General features: G+C 67.2%; 16 protein-coding genes and 1 tRNA gene. 14 read left to right on the forward strand and 3 right to left on the reverse strand.

The genetic code is table 11. From position 1 onward, the window contains the following. Positions 1-53 precede the first annotated feature (53 nt). From C8261_RS12475 to lipA, 11 genes are all read left to right on the forward strand, one after another. The gene (locus tag C8261_RS12475) at positions 54-1097 is read left to right on the forward strand and encodes a rod shape-determining protein (RefSeq protein ID WP_107494052.1); all 1044 of its coding nucleotides are present in this window, start codon (positions 54-56) and stop codon (positions 1095-1097) included. 52 nt (positions 1098-1149) lie between these two features. After that, positions 1150-2037: a rod shape-determining protein MreC gene (gene mreC, locus C8261_RS12480; RefSeq protein ID WP_107494053.1), complete on the forward strand. Its 888-nt coding sequence runs from the start codon at positions 1150-1152 to the stop codon at positions 2035-2037. Between the two features lie 2 nt (positions 2038-2039). Next, entirely contained in the window at positions 2040-2561 is a 522-nt protein-coding gene (gene mreD / locus C8261_RS12485; RefSeq protein ID WP_107494054.1) for a rod shape-determining protein MreD, read from the forward strand. A gap of 12 nt (positions 2562-2573) precedes the next feature. Further along, the gene (mrdA, locus tag C8261_RS12490; RefSeq protein ID WP_107494055.1) at positions 2574-4451 is read left to right on the forward strand and encodes a penicillin-binding protein 2; all 1878 of its coding nucleotides are present in this window, start codon (positions 2574-2576) and stop codon (positions 4449-4451) included. Then, positions 4448-5590, forward strand: coding sequence for a rod shape-determining protein RodA (rodA, locus tag C8261_RS12495; protein WP_107494056.1), 1143 nt, complete (start codon positions 4448-4450; stop codon positions 5588-5590). The genes mrdA and rodA overlap by 4 nt, the downstream gene beginning before the upstream one ends. Positions 5591-5597: 7 nt before the next feature. Further along, positions 5598-6494 carry a septal ring lytic transglycosylase RlpA family protein gene (locus C8261_RS12500; RefSeq protein WP_219905201.1) on the forward strand — a complete coding sequence of 299 codons (897 nt, stop codon included), beginning with the start codon at positions 5598-5600 and terminating at the stop codon, positions 6492-6494. Positions 6495-6769: 275 nt separating this feature from the next. Further along, positions 6770-7897, forward strand: a complete 1128-nt coding sequence (locus tag C8261_RS12505) for a D-alanyl-D-alanine carboxypeptidase family protein (protein ID WP_107494058.1) — start codon at positions 6770-6772, stop codon at positions 7895-7897. 73 nt (positions 7898-7970) lie between these two features. Continuing rightward, positions 7971-8828 carry a D-amino acid aminotransferase gene (locus C8261_RS12510; RefSeq protein WP_107494059.1) on the forward strand — a complete coding sequence of 286 codons (858 nt, stop codon included), beginning with the start codon at positions 7971-7973 and terminating at the stop codon, positions 8826-8828. 70 nt (positions 8829-8898) lie between these two features. Further along, entirely contained in the window at positions 8899-9111 is a 213-nt protein-coding gene (locus C8261_RS12515) for a YbeD family protein (protein ID WP_408003219.1), read from the forward strand. Beyond that, a complete protein-coding gene (gene lipB, locus C8261_RS12520) occupies positions 9108-9770 on the forward strand; it encodes a lipoyl(octanoyl) transferase LipB (RefSeq protein WP_107494061.1) in 663 nt (220 codons plus the stop codon). The genes C8261_RS12515 and lipB overlap by 4 nt, the downstream gene beginning before the upstream one ends. Before the next feature lie 46 nt (positions 9771-9816). Beyond that, positions 9817-10764: a lipoyl synthase gene (gene lipA, locus C8261_RS12525; protein ID WP_107494062.1), complete on the forward strand. Its 948-nt coding sequence runs from the start codon at positions 9817-9819 to the stop codon at positions 10762-10764. A 24-nt stretch (positions 10765-10788) separates the two neighbouring features. On the opposite strand, the gene C8261_RS12530 is transcribed toward lipA, so the two are convergent. Continuing rightward, a complete protein-coding gene (locus C8261_RS12530; RefSeq protein WP_107494063.1) occupies positions 10789-11328 on the reverse strand; it encodes a DinB family protein in 540 nt (179 codons plus the stop codon). A gap of 34 nt (positions 11329-11362) precedes the next feature. Next, on the reverse strand, positions 11363-11860 hold the full coding sequence (locus C8261_RS12535) for a TlpA disulfide reductase family protein (RefSeq protein ID WP_107494064.1): 498 nt from the start codon (positions 11858-11860) through the stop codon (positions 11363-11365). Between the two features lie 27 nt (positions 11861-11887). Between C8261_RS12535 and C8261_RS12540 the strand changes: the two genes are divergently transcribed. Together C8261_RS12540 and C8261_RS12545 are read left to right on the forward strand one after the other, a co-directional pair. Then, on the forward strand, positions 11888-12580 hold the full coding sequence (locus tag C8261_RS12540) for a DUF4197 domain-containing protein (RefSeq protein ID WP_107494065.1): 693 nt from the start codon (positions 11888-11890) through the stop codon (positions 12578-12580). A 6-nt stretch (positions 12581-12586) separates the two neighbouring features. Then, positions 12587-14578 (forward strand): UvrD-helicase domain-containing protein, encoded by a 1992-nt coding sequence (locus tag C8261_RS12545; RefSeq protein WP_107494066.1) that lies wholly within the window; start codon positions 12587-12589, stop codon positions 14576-14578. Between the two features lie 108 nt (positions 14579-14686). Here the strand turns inward: C8261_RS12545 and C8261_RS12550 are convergent, their stop codons facing one another. Continuing rightward, a complete protein-coding gene (locus C8261_RS12550) occupies positions 14687-15145 on the reverse strand; it encodes a c-type cytochrome (protein ID WP_107494067.1) in 459 nt (152 codons plus the stop codon). Between the two features lie 140 nt (positions 15146-15285). On the opposite strand from C8261_RS12550, the gene C8261_RS12555 reads away from it, so the two are divergent. Then, positions 15286-15362, forward strand: a tRNA-Arg gene (locus C8261_RS12555). The last annotated feature ends 167 nt before the right edge of the window (positions 15363-15529 follow it).

The raw sequence follows: 15529 nt of genomic DNA on the forward strand, positions 1-15529 counted from the left end.
GGCTCTGTACCCGTTCAATTTCGCTGGCCATACCACCGGTTTCGGATTCCTTCATGTTCGGCTCTCTGCGTTCCTATTTTTCCAACGATCTCGCGATTGACCTCGGTACTGCCAACACGTTGATCTATGCGCGCAGCAAGGGCATCGTCCTCGACGAACCTTCGGTGGTGGCGATCCGCACCGAAGGCGGCCCCAACGCCAAGCGCACCATCCAGGCCGTCGGCCGTGCCGCCAAGCAGATGCTTGGCAAGACCCCCGGCAACATCACCGCGATCCGCCCGATGAAGGACGGTGTGATCGCCGACTTCGTCGTCACCGAGCAGATGATCAAGCAGTTCATCAAGAAGGTGCACGACTCGCGGCTGTTCTCCCCGTCGCCGCGCATCATCGTCTGCGTGCCCTGCGGCTCCACCCAGGTCGAACGCCGCGCCATCCGCGACGCCGCCCTGGCGGCCGGTGCCAGCCAGGTATACCTGATCGAGGAGCCGATGGCCGCGGCCATCGGCGCCGGCCTGCCGGTCTCCGATGCCACCGGTTCGATGGTCGTCGACATCGGCGGCGGCACCACCGAAGTGGGCGTGATCTCGCTCGGCGGCATGGTGTACGCGGGTTCCGTGCGGGTCGGCGGCGACAAGTTCGACGACGCCATCGTCAACTACATCCGCCGCAACTACGGCATGCTGATCGGCGACACCACCGCCGAGAACATCAAGAAGGAAATCGGTTCGGCCTTCCCGGGTTCGGAAGTGCGCGAGATGGAGGTCAAGGGCCGCAACCTCGCCGAGGGCATTCCGCGCTCCTTCACCATCTCCTCCAACGAGATCCTCGAAGCGCTCAACGAGCCGCTCAACCAGATCGTCTCCGCGGTCAAGATCGCCCTTGAGCAGACCCCGCCCGAACTCGGCGCCGACATCGCCGACCGCGGCATGGTGCTGACCGGCGGCGGCGCGCTGCTGCGCGACCTCGACCGCCTGCTGATGGAAGAGACCGGCCTGCCGGTGATCGTTGCCGACGAGCCGCTGACCTGCGTCGCCCGCGGCTGCGGCCTGGCGCTGGAGAAGATGGACAAGCTCGGCTCCATCTTCACCTCCGAGTAAGATGCCCGTGCGCCGGTTTCCCTCCGACGCCGGCACCCTGAACTAGCTGCGCATGTCCCTGGTCGGTCACCAACCGCCCCCGATCTTCAGGCGCGGACCCGCCCCGCTGGTCCGCCTGATCGTGCTCGTCTCGATTTGCCTGGCGATGCTGGTGGCCGACATCAAGTTCCGCTATCTCGAAGTGCTGCGCCAGGGCCTCTCGGTGGTCACCTATCCGCTGCAGATGGCCGCTGCGGCGCCCGCCGACGTGGTGCGCAACGCCACCCTGTATTTCGCCACCCTCATCGAGGTGCAGCTCGAGAATGCCGAGCTGCGCCGCACCCAGCTCGGCGCAGCGCAGCAGTTGCTGCGCTTCGAACAGCTCAAGCAGGAGAACGTGCAGTTGCGCGGCCTGCTGGAGATGGCCCAGCGCGTGCAGGTGCGCAGTATCGGCGCCGACGTGCTCTACGACGCTCCGGACCCCTTTGCCCGCAAGGTCATTCTCGACCGCGGCACCCAGCACGGCATCGAGACCGGACTGGCGGTGGTCGATGCGAGCGGCGTGATCGGCCAGATCACCCGCGTCTATCCCGCGCAGGCCGAAGTCACCCTGCTCACCGACAAGAACCAGGCCATTCCCGTGCAGGTGGTGCGCAACGGCCTGCGCGGCGTGCTTTTCGGCACCGGCCAGGGGCGCCTGGAGATGCGTTTCGTGCTCGCCGGGGCCGACATCGTCGAAGGTGACGAACTGGTCACCTCGGGGCTCGACGGCATCTTCCTCCCCGGCCTGCCGGTGGCCACCGTGAGCAGCGTCGCGCGCGAGCCCAAGGACGCCTTTGCCAGCATCGAATGCGAGCCGGCCGCAGCCGTTGAAGGCAGTACCCAGGTGCTGGTCATCGGCCGCGCTGCCCTGCCGCCTCCGCCGCCGCAGGCGGCCGAGACTCCGCCTGGAGGGCGCTGAGCATGCAGCCGACCAACCGTTCCAGCCGCATCCTGCTGCCCGCCAGATACTGGTTCGTGCTCTTCAGCCTGATCGCCGCACTGGGGCTGAGCTACATTCCCACCGGCCGCCTCGCCGGAGTGCCTGACTGGGTGGCGCTGGTACTGGCCTTCTGGTGCATCCGCGAACCGCTCAAGGTCGGCATGGGCACCGCCTTCGTGTTCGGCCTGCTGGTGGATATCGGTCATGGTGCGGCGATGGGCCAGCACGCCCTGGCCTATGTCGTCCTCGCCTATCTGGCCACCACCGTATCGCGCCGCGTGCTGTGGTTCGGGCCGCTGCAGCAGGCCCTGCACGTGCTGCCCATCCTGCTGCTGGCGCAGGGCCTGATGGTCGCGTTGCGGCTCATTGCCGGCGCCGAGTTTCCCGGCTGGTGGTACTTCCTCTCCAGCTTCACCTCGGTGCTGCTGTGGGTGCCGCTGACCTTCCTGCTGCTGCTGCCGCAGTACCAGCCGGTGGACCGCGATGACAACCGGCCCATCTGAGGACGCCCGGCGATGACCGAGTTCCGCTCCCCGGACGAGGAAATCGAGGGCTTTCGCGCCCGCGTGCTGGTGGCCCTGCTGTTCATCCTGGCGTGCTTTGCGGTGCTTGGCGGGCGTTTCTACTACCTCCAGGTCGAGCGCCACGAGTACCTTCACACCCGCGCCGAGGACAACCGTATCGCGCTGCTGCCGGTGGTGCCCAACCGCGGCCAGATCGTCGATCGCAACGGCGTGCCGCTGGCGCGCAACTACGCCGCGTATACCCTGGAGATCAATCCGTCGCGGGTGCGGCGGGTCGACGAGACCATCGATGCGCTGAGCGAGATCATCGACATCCAGCCGCGCGACCGTCGCCGCTTCCGCAAGATCCTCGAAGAGAGCCGCAATTTCGACAGCGTGCCGATCCGCACCCGTCTCACCGATGAGGAGGTGGCGCGCTTCGTTGGCCAGCGCTACCGCTTCCCCGGCGTCGAGGTGCAGGCGCGGCTGTTCCGCGACTACCCGCTTGGCGAAGTCGGCGCCCACCTCATCGGCTACATCGGCCGCATCAACGAGCGCGACCTGCAGCGCATCGAGGAGCGCGGCCAGACAGCCAACTACCGTGGCTCCGACTACATCGGCAAGGCCGGCCTGGAACTGACCTACGAAGACGCGCTGCATGGCACCACCGGCTTCGAGCAGGTTGAGGTCAACGCCGGCGGACGCGCGGTGCGCCTGCTTGCGCGCCAGCCGTCGACGCCGGGCAACGACCTCCAGCTGACCCTCGACATCGAACTGCAGAAGGTTGCCGAAGCAGCCTTTGGCACCCGTCGCGGCGCCCTCGTCGCCATCGACCCCAACACCGGCGGCGTGCTGGCGCTGGTGTCGATGCCGGGCTACGACCCCAACCTGTTCGTCGACGGCATCTCCACCCAGGACTGGCAGGCGCTCAACGATTCGCCCGATCACCCGATGCTCAACCGCGCCATCTACAGCACCTACCCGCCGGGCTCGACCTTCAAGCCCTTCATGGCGCTTGCCGGCCTGGAGGCCGGCAAGCGCCAGATCAACCAGCGCATGCCCGATCCCGGCTTCTTCATGTTTGGCGGCCACCGCTTCATGGATCACCGTGCGCGTGGGACGGTGGACATGCACGAGTCCATCGTGGTGTCGAGCAACACCTACTACTACCAGCTTGCCAACGATCTCGGCATCGACGGCATTGCCGGCTTCATGCGTCAGTTCGGCCTCGGTACGCGCACCGGCATCGATCTGCCCGGCGAGGCCGAGGGCGTCCTGCCCTCGCCGGAGTGGAAACGCACGCGCTTCCGTCAGCCCGAGCAGCAGCGCTGGTACGGCGGCGAGACCATCTCGGTGGGCATTGGCCAGGGCTACAACGCCTATACCCTGTTGCAACTGGCCAATGCCACCGCAGCGCTGGCCAATGGCGGCGTGCTCTTCCGTCCGCATCTGGTCGGTCACCTGGTCAATGCCCAGACCGACGAGCGCATTCCGGTGGCCGCCGAGCCGGTGCGGCAGATTCCCATGCGGGCAGAGAACATCGCCGCGGTGCGCCGCGCCATGGTGGAGGTGAACAAGTCCGGTACTGGCGCGCGGGCTTTCGCCGGCGCTGCGTATGGAGTGGCGGGCAAGACCGGTACCGCACAGGTCTTTTCCCTGCGCGGCCAGCGTTACGAAGAAGGCAAGGTCGCCGAACGTCTGCGCGACCACTCGGTGTTCGTTGCCTTCGCCCCCGCCGAGGCGCCCACCATCGCCATGGCCGTGCTGGTCGAAAACGGCGGTTTCGGCTCTCAGGCCGCTGCCCCCATCGCCCGCCAGGTGCTCGATTTCCATCTCCTCGGCACGCGCCCCAACCAGCCCGCGCCGCAGGACGAAGAGGGCGAAGAATGACCGATCAGCGCTTTCATCCGGTGAACCTGCTGCGTGGCTTCGTCCGCCCTGTCGATCCGGTCCTGCTTGCCATTCTCGCGGTGCTGCTCTCTGCGGGCTATCTGCTGATGCTGTCGGCCTCGCCCGAGCGTGCCCACAACCAGATGGTCAATACCGGCGTCGCCCTGTGCGCGATGTGGGCGGCGGCGCGGCTGCCGCCGCAGCGCCTGATGTCGCTCGCCGTGCCGCTCTATCTGCTCGGCGTGGTGCTGCTGATCGGCGTCGCCGCCTTTGGCGAGACCTCCAAGGGCGCCAAGCGCTGGCTCGACATCGGCGTCACCCGCATCCAGCCCTCCGAGCTGATGAAGATCGCCATGCCGCTGATGCTGGCGTGGTACTTCCAGCAGCGCGAAGGTGCCATCAATCTGCGCACCTTCATCGTCGCCGCGGCGCTGCTCGCCGTGCCGGTGGCGCTCATCGTCACCCAACCCGACCTTGGCACCAGCCTGCTGGTGGCTGCGGCCGGCATGTATGTGATCTTCTTCGCCGGGCTGTCGTGGAAGCTGATCATCCCCGTGGCCCTCCTCGGTGTTGTCGGGCTGGGCTCCATCGTCGTCTTCGGCGACCAACTGTGCCAGCCGGATACCGAGTGGTACGCCCTGCGCGAGTACCAGAAGCAGCGCGTGTGCACCCTCCTTGACCCCACCCGCGACCCCCTCGGCAAGGGCTTCCACATCATCCAGTCCACCATCGCCATCGGCTCCGGCGGAGTGTGGGGCAAGGGCTGGATGGAGGGCACCCAGACCCACCTGTCCTTCATCCCCGAACGCCACACCGACTTCATCTTTTCCGTGCTTGCCGAAGAGTTCGGCCTTGTCGGCACCCTCGCCCTGCTGGCCGTGTATGTGCTGCTGCTGGTGCGCGGCTTCGTCATCGCCCTGCGTGCGCCGACGCTGGCCACGCGCCTGCTTGCCGGTGCCATCACCATGGTGTTCTTCACCTATGCCTTCGTGAACATGGGCATGGTCTCCGGCATCCTGCCGGTAGTAGGGGTGCCCTTGCCCTTCATCAGCTATGGCGGCACCGCGCTGGTGACACTGTGTCTGGGCGTCGGTATCCTGATGAGCATCCACCGTCACCGCGGCAATGCCCACGACTGAAGCCGACATGTCCCGCTTCACCTCTTCCTGCACCCTGCTGACCACCGTCGCGCTGGCGCTGCTGCTCAGCGCCTGCGGCGGTACGCCGAAGCGCAGCACCCCGTCTGCCCCGCCCGCCGGCGACAGTCGCCCCGCGCCTACCGCGCCCCAGGGTGGCGGCTATTACAAGGACGACGGTCCGGATGCCAATCCGCCCGCCAACCTCGACAGCATCCCCGATGCGGTGCCGCGCGACGAGCCCCTGCACCGCTTCGCCAACCGTCCCTACACCGTCTTCGGTCAGCGCTACGTTCCCGCCACCGCGCTGCAGCCGCACCGCCAACGCGGGGTGGCGAGCTGGTACGGGCGGCGCTTCCACGGCAACCCCACATCCAGCGGCGAACCCTACGACATGTATGCGATGACCGCCGCCCACCCCACGCTGCCGATACCCAGCTATGCGCGCGTGACCAACGTCACCAACGGGCGCTCGGTGGTGGTGCGCATCAACGACCGCGGCCCCTTCCTGCGCGGGCGCATCATCGATCTCTCCTACGCCGCCGCGCACCGGCTCGGCTACATCAACGCCGGCAGCGCCACGGTCGAGGTCGAAACCATCCTGCCGTCGTCCGCGGTGGTTGCCAGCACCGCGCCCGCGGTCACCCCGGTGCAGCCGGCGGCGGCTGGCGGCGCCCGCCAGGCCTACCTGCAACTGGGGGTGTTCTCCACCCGCGCCAACGCCGAAGACCTGCGCGGGCGCGTCCATCGCGAGCTCGCAGCCTATGCCGACCGTGTCCATCTGCTCGCCGACGGTGAGCGCTTCCGTCTTCAGCTCGGGCCGTGGCCCAACGAGAACGACGCCCGCCGCGCGGCTGCCGAGATCGGCCGTACCCTTGGCCTGCAACCCTTTCTCGTCGTGCGCTGAGCACTGCGGCCTGCGCGCGCTTCTTACAGCTTGAACCAACTGCCCGTGTACCGGTCTGCTTCGGGACGTGTATCCTTTTTGCGCCGCATCATGCGCGTCTTGCCTATTAACCCGGCAACGAAATACGCTATTCCGTTCGCCCTGAGCCCTTCGGCTACGCTCAGGAGAGCCTTGTCGAAGGGTGTTCGTGCCGACTGGGCTTCGACAGGCTCAGCCCGAACGGTATTTGATTGCCGGGTTAATAATCTTTGTCATTGACCAGGTCCTTTTGCCCCATGCGTTTCATTCTGCCCCTGCTGTTCTCCCTGTTCGCCTTCACCGCTTCCGCACAGCCCCTCGGCGGCCCGACGCTGGCCGCGCGCGCCTGGCTGCTGCTCGACCAGTCCACCGGGCAGGTGCTGGTCGCCAATGAGCCCGATACCCGCATCGAGCCGGCCTCGCTGACCAAGCTGATGACCGCCTATGTGACCTTCTCCGCGCTCAAGGCCGGCACCATCGCCCTCGACCAGCAGGTACCGGTGTCGGAGGCGGCATGGCGGCAGGTCGGCTCGCGCATGTTCATCGAGCCGCGCAAGCCGGTGACCGTGGAGGAGCTCATCCGCGGCATGATCGTGCAGTCCGGCAACGACGCCTGCGTCGCGCTCGCCGAACTGGTCGCCGGCAGCGAGGAAGCCTTTGCCCAGCTGATGAACCGCGAAGCGCAGCGTCTGGGCATGCATAACAGCAACTTCACCAATTCCACCGGCCTGCCCGACGAGCAGCTGTACACCACCGTTGCCGACCTTGGCGTGCTCGCCTCCGCCATCGTGCGCGACTTCCCCGAGTTCTACGCCCTGTACTCGGAGAAGGAATACACCTACAACGACATCCGCCAGCCCAACCGCAACCGCCTGCTGTGGCTCGACGGCACCGTCGACGGCATGAAGACCGGCCATACCAGCAGTGCCGGCTACTGCCTGGTGGCCTCCGCGCAGCGCGGCCCGCGCCGGCTGATCTCGGTGGTGGTGGGGACCGATTCGGACACCATCCGCGCGCAGGAATCGCTCAAGCTGCTCAACTACGGCTTCCAGTTCTTCGATACCGTGCAGCTCTACAGCGCCGGGCAGGCGGTGAGCCAGTTCCGCGTCTGGAAGGGCAAGGCGAAGGAGATTCCGGTCGGCTTCACCGCGGACTTCGTGATGTCGCTGCCGAAGGACCAGAAGGACAAGGTCACCGCCACCCTGACCAGCCAGCAGCCGCTCATCGCCCCGGTACAGCGTGGCCAGCAGGTCGGCAGCATGACGCTGGCCCTCGACGGCCGCACGCTGGGAGAATATCCTGTGCTGGCCCTGCAGGACGTACCCGTCGCCGGCTTCTTCGGCCGCCTGTGGGACGCCCTGGTGATGTGGTTCCGCAAGCTCTGAGCGCGGCTTGCCGAAGCAGGCCGGGGCGCGGCGCCCCTGGCCGACCCGTACCCGACAACCCGCGGAGAGCCCCATGAGCATCTGCTATCTCGACGGGCAGTATCTGCCCCTTGCCGAAGCCCGCGTGTCGCCGCTCGACCGCAGTTTCCTGTTTGGCGACGGCGCCTACGAAGTCATTCCGGTGTATTCGCGGCGCCCCTTCCGCCTCGAAGAGCACATCGCCCGCCTCGGCAACACCCTCGCCGCGCTGCGCCTGCCCGACCCGCACAGCGCCGTGCAATGGGCCGACATGGTGCGCGAGGTGGTGGCGCGCAACGCCTGGGAAGACCAGTCGGTCTATCTGCAGGTCAGCCGCGGCGCCGACGACAAGCGCAACCACGCCTTCCCGGCGGTGATCCGCCCCACCGTGTTCATGATGAGCGATGCGCTGCTCACGCCGCCGGCCGCCCAGCTCGACAGCGGGGTGGCCGCGGTCAGCGCGGCGGACTTCCGCTGGCTGCGTTGCGACCTCAAGACCGTCGCCCTGCTGGCCAACTGCCTGCTGCGCCAGCACGCGGTCGAGCAGGGCTGCGCGGAGAGCATCCTCTTCCGCGACGGCTTCCTCACCGAAGGCGCGGCCTCCAACATCTTCATCGTCCGCGACGGCGTCATGCTCACCCCGCCCAAGAGCCACCTCATGCTCCCCGGCATCACCTACGACGTGGTGCTCGAACTGGCCGCCCGCCATGGCCTGCCCCACGAGGTGCGCGAGATCCTCGAAGACGAGGTACGCAGTGCCGACGAGATCTGGATGACCTCCTCCACCAAGGAGGTGCTGGCAATCACCACGCTCGACGGTCGCCCGGTCGGCAGCGGTCGGCCCGGCCCCGTGGGCCGGCAGATGCATGCCTGGTATCAGGACTTCAAGAACACGGTGATGCGCAGTGGCTGAACAGACCCCCGCCCCGCAGCAGGGCCGCGAAACCCTCATCGAATACCCCTGCGACTTTCCCATCAAGGTCATGGGTGCGCGCGTGGACGGCTTTGCCCAGGCGGTGGTGGGCGTGGTCCAGGAGCACGCCCCCGGCTTCGACGCCGCCAGTGTCGAGATGCGCCTGTCCGCGAAGGGCAACTACCTCGCCCTCACCTGCACCTTCCGTGCCGTCTCGCAGGCCCAGGTCGACGCCCTCTACCGCGCCCTCACCGCCCACCCCATGGTCAAGGTGGTGCTGTGATCGTGAAACGCCTCGGCCGGGTCGATTACGCCCCGGCCTGGGAAGCGATGCAGCACTTCACCGCCACCCGCGGCGAGCACAGCGAAGACGAGATCTGGCTGCTCGAACACCCGCCGGTGTACACCCTTGGGCAGGCCGGCAAGCCCGAGCACCTGCTGCCCGCCGGGCGCGACTCCGCCATCCCGCTGGTGAAGATCGACCGCGGCGGGCAGATCACCTACCACGGCCCCGGCCAACTCGTTGCCTACCTGCTCATCGACCTGCCGCGCCGCCGCCTCAAGGTGCGCGAACTGGTCCATCTGATGGAGCAGGCGCTGATCGACTGCCTCGCCGACTACGGCCTCACTGCCGAGCGCAAGGCCGGAGCGCCCGGGGTGTACATCGCCGGCGCCAAGATCGCCGCCCTCGGCCTGCGCGTGAAGAACGGCTGCAGCTACCACGGCCTCGCGCTCAACGTCGACGTGGACCTCGCCCCCTTCGGCTGGATCAATCCCTGCGGTTACGAAGGCCTCGCCACCGTGCGCATGAAGGACTTCGGCGTCAGCGACGACGTCGCCACCGTGGGCGAACGCCTGCTCGCCCACCTGCAGCGCCTGCTGCCGGCGCTCGATCCGCCCCGCGCACCTGCGGACAGCCCCACTGCCCAGGGCGCCGCATAACAGGGCACAATACGCAACACCCCCGCAGAACCACAGAGAAGCCGACATGGAAACCCCCGTGCGCAAGCAGCGCGGCGCCGACAAGACCGCCCGCATCCCGATCAAGATCGTCCCCGCCGAACGCCTCAAGAAGCCCGAGTGGATCCGCATCAAGCTCGGCGCCGGCCAGGAAGCCGAACGCTTCAACGAGATCAAGGCCACCCTGCGCGACCACAAGCTGCACACCGTGTGCGAGGAAGCCTCCTGCCCCAACATCCATGAATGCTTCGGCAAGGGCACGGCCACCTTCATGATCATGGGCGACATCTGTACCCGGCGCTGCCCCTTCTGCGACGTCGGCCACGGCCGGCCCGAGGCCCTCAACCCCGACGAGCCCGCCGACCTCGCCCGCACCATTGCCGCGATGCGCCTGAACTACGTGGTGATCACCTCGGTGGACCGCGACGACCTGCGCGACGGCGGTGCCCAGCACTTCGTCGACTGCATCCGCGAGACCCGCGCCGCTTCGCCCAGGACCGCCATCGAGGTGCTGGTGCCGGACTTCCGCGGACGCATGGAGATCGCCCTGGAAATCTTCGACCAGGCCCCGCCGGACGTCATGAACCACAACATGGAAACCGTGCCGCGCCTCTACAAGCAGGCCCGTCCCGGTGCCGACTACGCCTACTCGCTGAAGCTGCTGAAGGAATTCAAGGCCCGCCACCCCGAGGTGCCGACCAAGTCCGGCCTGATGGTCGGCCTCGGCGAGACCGACGAGGAGATCCTCGCAGTGATGCGCGACCTGCGTGCCCACGATGTCGACATGCTCACCATCGGCCAGTACCTGCAACCCTCCGGCGGCCACCTGCCGGTGCTGCGCTACGTGCATCCGGACACCTTCAAGATGTTCGAGACCGAAGCGCTGAAGATGGGCTTCAGGAACGCCGCCTGCGGACCGATGGTGCGCTCGTCCTACTGGGCCGACCAGCAGGCCCACGGCGCCGGGGTGGTGTGACCGGGGCTTGCCGCCCCCGCACCGTTACTGCTGCTGTTGCGCCTGCGCCTCGCGTGCGGCGCGTTCCATGTCGCGCACGAAGTAGATGAAATCCATCTCCGGTGCCGGCGCCCCCAGGCGGGTGGCGGCGGCGGAGACCTGGCCGCGGTGATGGGCGAAGTGGGTCATCAGGTGGGTGAGGAGGTCGCTCATCGCGGCGTGGTGGACCTCGCCGCCGGCGCGCGTGTAGCGCACCGACAGGTAGAAGCTGCTCTCCGGCTGCAGCTCCAGCCAGTGGCGGAAGGCGCGCAGCTCATGCTGCAGGGTGTGCTTGAGGGTCTGCCAGTCCGCCTCGGAAATGCGCTGGAAGTCGGCACTGCCCTCTTCGCCGCGCAGGCGTGCCGCCCACAGCCGCAGCACCACCAGCAGGTGGTCCATGGTGTGGTGGATGGTGCCGAAGTGCAGCCCCTGTGGCTGTGTGAGGGTGTCCGGGTGCAGGCGCGCGAGGCTGTCGAACAGCACCTGGTTGGCCCACAGCTGGTAGTCGCATTGACGGATGAAATGCTGGCGCCAGTCGGTGATCATGATCGCCTTTCCTCCGTGGGGGTTGAGCCCGCGCTCAGACGCTTTCGGCCAGCAGGCGCTCCAGCAGTTCGTGCAGGCGGGCGAAATCGGGTTCGCCGAGGTATTTATGGACGATCTGACCGCGCTTGTCGATCAGGAAGGTGGTCGGCGTCAGGCGGACCCCGTCGAAGGCGCGTGCCACCTCGCCGCTGCGGTCGAGCGCGACGGTGAAGGGCAGGCCGGCGCGTTCGACGTAGGCCTGCACCTGCGCCGGCGGATCGTAATCCATCGCCACTGCGATGGTGCGATAGCCGCGCGCGGCGAACTTCTCGTAGGTCTGCGCCAGCATCGGCATCTCCTTGATGCAGCTGGCGCAGCTGGTGGCCCAGAAATTGACCAGCACCACCTGGCCACGCAGATCGGCGGTACGGAAGGTCTCGCCCTGCAGGGTGGTGAAGGCGACTTCGGGGGCGGCCGGCTTCTGGGTGAAAACGAAAAATCCGGCAACGCCGAGAACGACGACCGCGATCGCGGCGATAATCTTGACCTTCATGCGACGACCAATGCTAGGGGGTGTGTGATGCGTTCCATTCTGCGGGCTTTCCTGTTGCTTGTCATCTGCGCACCGGCGTGGGCGCAACTCAATCTCTCCGGCCTTGCCGCCTTCAGCGAGCGCGACACCGCCACCGGCCTGCGCGAAGCGCTCACCCAGGGCGCCGGGCGGGCGGTCGATCTGCTCGGCACCCAGGACGGCTTTCTGGGCAACCCGAAAGTCCGGATCCCCCTGCCGGAAGTGCTGCAGAAGGCCGAACCGCTGATGCGCATGACCGGCCGCGGCAAGGATTTCGACGCCCTCGTCACCACCATGAACCGTGCCGCCGAGGCCGCCGTGCCCGAGGCTCGTGCCCTGCTTGCCGACGCTGTCAGACAACTGACCGTCGAAGACGCCAAAAAGATCCTCGGCGGCGGTGACGATTCGGTCACCCAGTACTTCCGCCAGCACACCGAAGCCGGCCTCACCCAGCGTTTCCTGCCGGTGGTGCGCCAGCACACCGAGCGCCTCGCGCTGGCCGGTCAGTACAACCGCCTGGCCGGGCAGGCTTCCGGCTTCGGGCTGATGAAAGCCGAGGATGCCCAGATCGAGAGCTACGTCACCCGCAAGGCGCTCGACGGCCTCTACCTGATGATCGCCGAGGAAGAACGCGCCATCCGCGCCAACCCGGTGCAGGCCGCCGGCACCTGGGCGCGGCGCATCTTCGGCGCGGTCAAGTAAGGCCGCGTGTCGGCACTGCTCAACGCCCCCCAGCGCGAGGCCATCCACTATCTGGACGGCCCCTCGCTGGTGCTCGCCGGCGCGGGCAGCGGCAAGACCCGGGTGATCACCCACAAGATCGCCTGGCTGATCAATGAATGCGGCATCGGCCCGCTCAACATCGCCGCCATCACCTTCACCAACAAGGCCGCCAAGGAAATGCAGGAGCGCGTCGCCCACCTGATGGGCGGACGCAGTCCGAAGGGGCTCACGGTGTGCACCTTCCACGCCCTCGGCGTGCGCATCATCCGCCAGGAGGCGGTGCATTGCGGGCTCAAGCCGCAGTTCTCCATTCTGGATGCCGCCGACACCGTGCAGATCGTCGCCGATGCCGCCAAGGACGCCGACAAGGGCATCGCCAAGCAGATGCAGTGGCAGATCTCCTCATGGAAGAACGCCATGATCACCCCCGCAGAAGCCGCCCAGCTCGCCGACAACGAGCTCGCCTCGGCGGCGGCCGCGGCCTACGCCGAATACGAGCGCACCCTGCGTGCCTACCAGGCGGTGGATTTCGACGACCTCATCAGCCTGCCGGTGCAGCTCTTCGAGAACAATCCCGAGGTGCGCGAGCGCTGGCAGCACCGCCTGCGCTACCTGCTGATCGACGAATACCAGGACACCAACCGCGCCCAGTACCGCCTGCTGCGCCAGCTCTCCGGCGAGCGCGGCATGTTCACCGCAGTGGGCGACGACGACCAGGCCATCTATGCCTGGCGCGGCGCCGACGTCGAGAACCTCAAGCTGCTGCAGCAGGACTACCCTAAGCTCAAGGTCATCAAGCTGGAGCAGAACTACCGCTCCTCGCGGCGCATCCTCGAAGCGGCCAACACCCTCATCGCCAACAACCAGAAACTGTTCGAAAAACGCCTGTGGTCGGAGCACGGCCCCGGCGAGCAGATCGCCGTGCATTGCTGCCGCGACGCCGATGCCGAGGCCGAATGGGTGGCGATGAAGATCAACGCCCACCGCTTCGAAGCGCGCACCGCCTACAAGGACTACGCCATCCTCTACCGCGGCAACCACCAGGCCCGCATCATCGAGCAGGCGCTGCGCAACGCCGGCATCCCCTACGTGATCTCCGGCGGGCAGAGCTTCTTCGACAAGGCCGAAATCCGCGACCTGATCTCCTACCTGCGCCTGTTCCAGAACGAGGACGACGACCTCGCCTTCATCCGCGCCATCACCACGCCGCGCCGCGGCATCGGCCCGGCCACCCTGGAAGCGCTCGGGCGCTACGCCGGCGAGCGCCACATCAGCCTGTACGCCGCGGTTTTCGAAGAAGGCCTCACCGAACACCTCAACGGCCGCCAGCTCGAAGCGGTGCAGGCCTTCGCCGCCTTCATCAACAACCTCAAGTACCGCGTGCCGCGTGAACCCGCCGGCCGCCTGCTCGAAGACCTGCTCACCGCCACCCGCTACGAGGCCTGGCTGTTCGAACACCTCGACAGCCGCGAGGCCGAGAGCAAGTGGCGCAACGTGCGCGACTTCGTCGACTGGCTCACCCGCAAGGGCGACGAGGACGGCAAGAACCTCATCGAACTCGCCCAGACCATCGCGCTGATCTCCATGCTCGACAAGGACGACCCCGACTTCGACGGCGTCCAGCTCGCCACCCTGCACGCCTCCAAGGGCCTGGAGTTTCCCCACGTCTTCCTGATCGGCGTGGAAGAAGGCCTGCTGCCGCACCAGAGCAGCATCGACGAAGACAAGGTGGAGGAAGAACGCCGCCTGATGTACGTCGGCATCACCCGCGCGCAGCGCACCCTGACCATCAGCTGGTGCGAACGCCGCAAGGCCGGGCGCGACTACCGCCCCTGCGAACTGAGCCGCTTCATCGCCGAGATGGGCGGCGACGTCAAACTCACCAACCGGCGCAGCAACGACCCCCTCAGCCGCGATGAAGGCCGCAACCGCGCCGCCGCCCTGCTCGCCATGCTCGACCGCGGCAAGGGCAGCTGAGCGCGGCCACAAAACAACGGGGGCGCGACTTGCGTCGCGCCCCCGCGTACGGCTCAGCCACCACTTGTGCCCTCACCGGGCCGCCAGCGGCGGATCGTCAGTGCAGGCTCAGTCCTGAGCCGGCTCCGGGAAACCGGCGCCGGCGGTGTTGGCCAGATACACCGTGGCGCGCAGCACCTCGGCATCGGTCAGGTCGGAACCACCGCCGCGCGGCGGCATCGCGCCCAGGCCGTTGATGACCGAGGCGTTCAGCGCATCCAGGCCCTTGCCCAGGCGCGGCGCCCACTGCCCGGCGTCGCCGGTGGTCGGCGCGCCCAGCACGCCGGAGGCGTGGCAGGTGGTACACACCGCCTTGTACACTTCCTCGCCGGTGCGGGCACCGGCGGCCACCTTCTGCATCACCACTTCAACCTTGGCAACCGGCAGAATCGCCGCGGCGGTTACTTCTTCATCCACCTGGGCCTGCTGGCCACAGCCGGCCAGCACGGCGGCCGAAACCACGGCCACTGCAGGCAGGGCAAAGCGGAGAGAGCGCTTGGCGGCGCGGGGGGCGCGATGTTCCGACATGCTGGATCCTTTGACTGGAAGAATGTAAAGCGCTGATTATAGCGGCCAAGTCCGCCCTTGTGGCACTGCGGCATGGACTTCCCCCGACAACCGGTATATGCTTGCCCGCCTTGTCGGCAAGGCTGCACACCGACAACCCCGCGCCCGTAGCTCAGCTGGATAGAGTACTGCCCTCCGAAGGCAGGGGTCGTGCGTTCGAATCGCGCCGGGCGCGCCATAAAATCAAGAGCTTAGCGGAGACGTTGAGATCTGTACGGAATCCGTACGGAAACCCGCTCCAGAAATCGGGCCCCGCAACTCTGCAAAACAACCGGTCTTGAGCCGGTTTTTTTGCGCCTGCGTTTTTCGGTCTGCTGCAAGCGCCTTAGGCCAGGAACTCGCGCA

Origin of the sequence: Pseudothauera lacus, from assembly GCF_003034845.1 — a bacterium.
Classification (GTDB): Bacteria; Pseudomonadota; Gammaproteobacteria; order Burkholderiales; family Rhodocyclaceae; genus Pseudothauera; species Pseudothauera lacus.